General features: G+C 72.2%; 4 protein-coding genes. All 4 read left to right on the forward strand.

Translation table 11 applies throughout. The features are described from left to right. Window positions 1-226 (forward strand): DUF5131 family protein (locus U9979_RS07595; protein WP_322778804.1); only part of this gene is annotated, 226 nt, incomplete at its 5' end. Continuing rightward, complete coding sequence (locus U9979_RS07600) at window positions 223-585, forward strand: hypothetical protein (protein ID WP_322778805.1); 363 nt, start codon at window positions 223-225, stop codon at window positions 583-585. The genes U9979_RS07595 and U9979_RS07600, both read left to right, overlap by 4 nt. Window positions 586-596: 11 nt before the next feature. Continuing rightward, complete coding sequence (locus tag U9979_RS07605; RefSeq protein ID WP_322778806.1) at window positions 597-1529, forward strand: helix-turn-helix domain-containing protein; 933 nt, start codon at window positions 597-599, stop codon at window positions 1527-1529. After that, entirely contained in the window at window positions 1526-2059 is a 534-nt protein-coding gene (locus U9979_RS07610; protein WP_322778807.1) for a DUF3987 domain-containing protein, read from the forward strand. The genes U9979_RS07605 and U9979_RS07610 overlap by 4 nt, the downstream gene beginning before the upstream one ends. Window positions 2060-2090: the final 31 nt, after the last annotated feature.

Here is a 2090-nt window from a genome sequence, read left to right on the forward strand (position 1 = left end):
AGTCGTCGGCGGGGAGTCCGGACCCGGCGCCCGGCCCATGCAACCCCAGTGGGCGGGCAGTCTGATCGCCGGCTGCCAGACGGTCGGGGTGCCGGTGTTCGTCAAACAACTCGGCACCGCCTGGGCCCGCGCCCACGGCCAACCCGGTAAGGCCGGCGACCCGGCCGGCTGGCCCGCCGACCTACGTGTCCGCCAGTTCCCGGCGACCGGTCCGGCGGCGCGGTGAACCGGCCGACAGCGGTACTGGACCAGCTGGTGGATGACAGCCGGCGCCACCTCGCCGACCTGTTGCTCCGGCGGATCACGACACGGGTACGGGCGTGGTACCCCAACGCCGCGGCCCTGCGGCTCGCCGCCGCGGACTACGACTGGGAGATCACAGCAGTGCTCGACGCCGCCGCCACACCGGTGCCGGCCGGGTCCCGCGACCCGGCTGACGAGGACACCCCGGCATGGTCCGAAGTTGCGGTCGACGACCTGGTCGATGCCATCGGCGAGGACCTGTGGCGCTACGCGGCGGTCCGGCTCGACGTGCCGACGGACGAGACCGTGCTTCCCCTCGCCGCGGGGCAGGCAAGCCAGTGAGCGTCAAGGCGATGACGTGGGTCTGGGGGGCATCTGCGACAGCCGGCAACGAACGGCTGGTGCTGCTCGCGATCGCGGACACCGCGGACGACGACGGTGGGAACGCCTGGCCGTCGGTGGCGACGCTGGCTCGCAAGACCCGACTGGATGCGCGGACGGTGCAGCGGGTGATCCGCCGGCTGGCGGCAGGAGGACACCTTCTGATCGAGACGGCGGCGGGCCGGGGTGGGGCGAACATGTACACCGTCGTGATGAGCGACACCGCCGAGCCGAAGCCGGGGCCTGTGGATAACAGACCGTCGGGTCGGCCTGACCCCCGGCAGGCTGCCGGGGGTGGCAATCCGCCGCCCCCGGCGCAACTGCGCCACCGCCCCCCCGGCACAGTTGTGTCACCCCTCCCCCGGCACAGCTGTGCCACCCGAACATCCTTGAACGTCCTTGAACCTCCACCGCCCGCGCGAGCTGCCTCGCCGGCGGACAGCCCTGGAGCTGTGGACGGTGGTGGAGGATCTCCGAAGGATCGGACAACCCCATCAGCGGCCAGGGTCTGCGACCGGGCTGCGGGAGAGCACCCAGCGAAAGCCGACGCTGCCGGCTTGCTGGCTGGGCTCGGATCATCGTGGCGGCTGACGTCCAAGCAACGGGCTCGCTTGGCCCCGCTGGTCACAGCGGCGCTGACCGCCGGGTGGGGACCGGCCGAACTCCGCGAGGTGCTCGGAGCGAACCCCGGCGGAGTCCGGTCGCCCTATGCGGTGCTCCGTGCCCGGTTGGCCGACCTGCCGGCCCCGCCCACCGTGCGCACCACGCCTGCCGTCGAGCGTCCGGCCTGGTGTGGTGCCTGCGACGAGACGACCCGCCTCGTCGACCTCGACGACGGCCGCGCCAGCCGCTGCCCGACCTGCCATCCGTTGATCGCCGTGTCAGACGGTCGGAGGGTGCCGTGAGGCTGCGGACGCCCCTGGCGTACTTCGGGGGCAAGAGCACAATCGCCGAACAGATCGAAACCCAGCTCCGCCCCGGCGGACAGTTCCACGACATCCGCGAATGGGCGAACAAACCGCACGGCACCACCCTGCGCATCGCCGGTCTGCTCCACCTCGCCCACCGCCCGCACGACGGCTGGCACCACCCCATCGCCGCCGACCAGGTGGCCGGCGCCATCGCCCTCGCCGACGTCCTGGCCGCCCGCTACACCGCCGCGATGACCAGCGTCACCGCCGACCCCGCCGCCAAACCACAGTCCCCGCCACGCCGGGCACCCCCTGCCGACGACAAAGACCCGCAGCCCAGAAGCAGAACGGGGTCCTGGCGCACGCCGCCAAGCAGAAGCGCCAAGACCCCACTCCCCCTGATCGCCTTCACAGAAGGAGCACTGACATCGTGCCCGCACCCACCACCCCCACCAACCCGAAGCCGCCTGCGCGGCCACGGCGCGACACGAGCACCTCTGGAACAACCTCGGCACGTACCGTGAAGCGCGAACTTGTCCCGCTCGCCGTGGTGCT

It is taken from the genome of Protofrankia sp. Cas4 (assembly GCF_963555915.1).
Classification (GTDB): domain Bacteria; phylum Actinomycetota; class Actinomycetes; order Frankiales; family Frankiaceae; genus Protofrankia.

What these genes read in the sequence shown, in the direction of transcription:
- U9979_RS07605 (WP_322778806.1), top strand. Translation starts at nt 597, where the DNA reads ATGACGTGGGTCTGGGGGGCATCTGCGACAGCCGGCAACGAACGGCTG.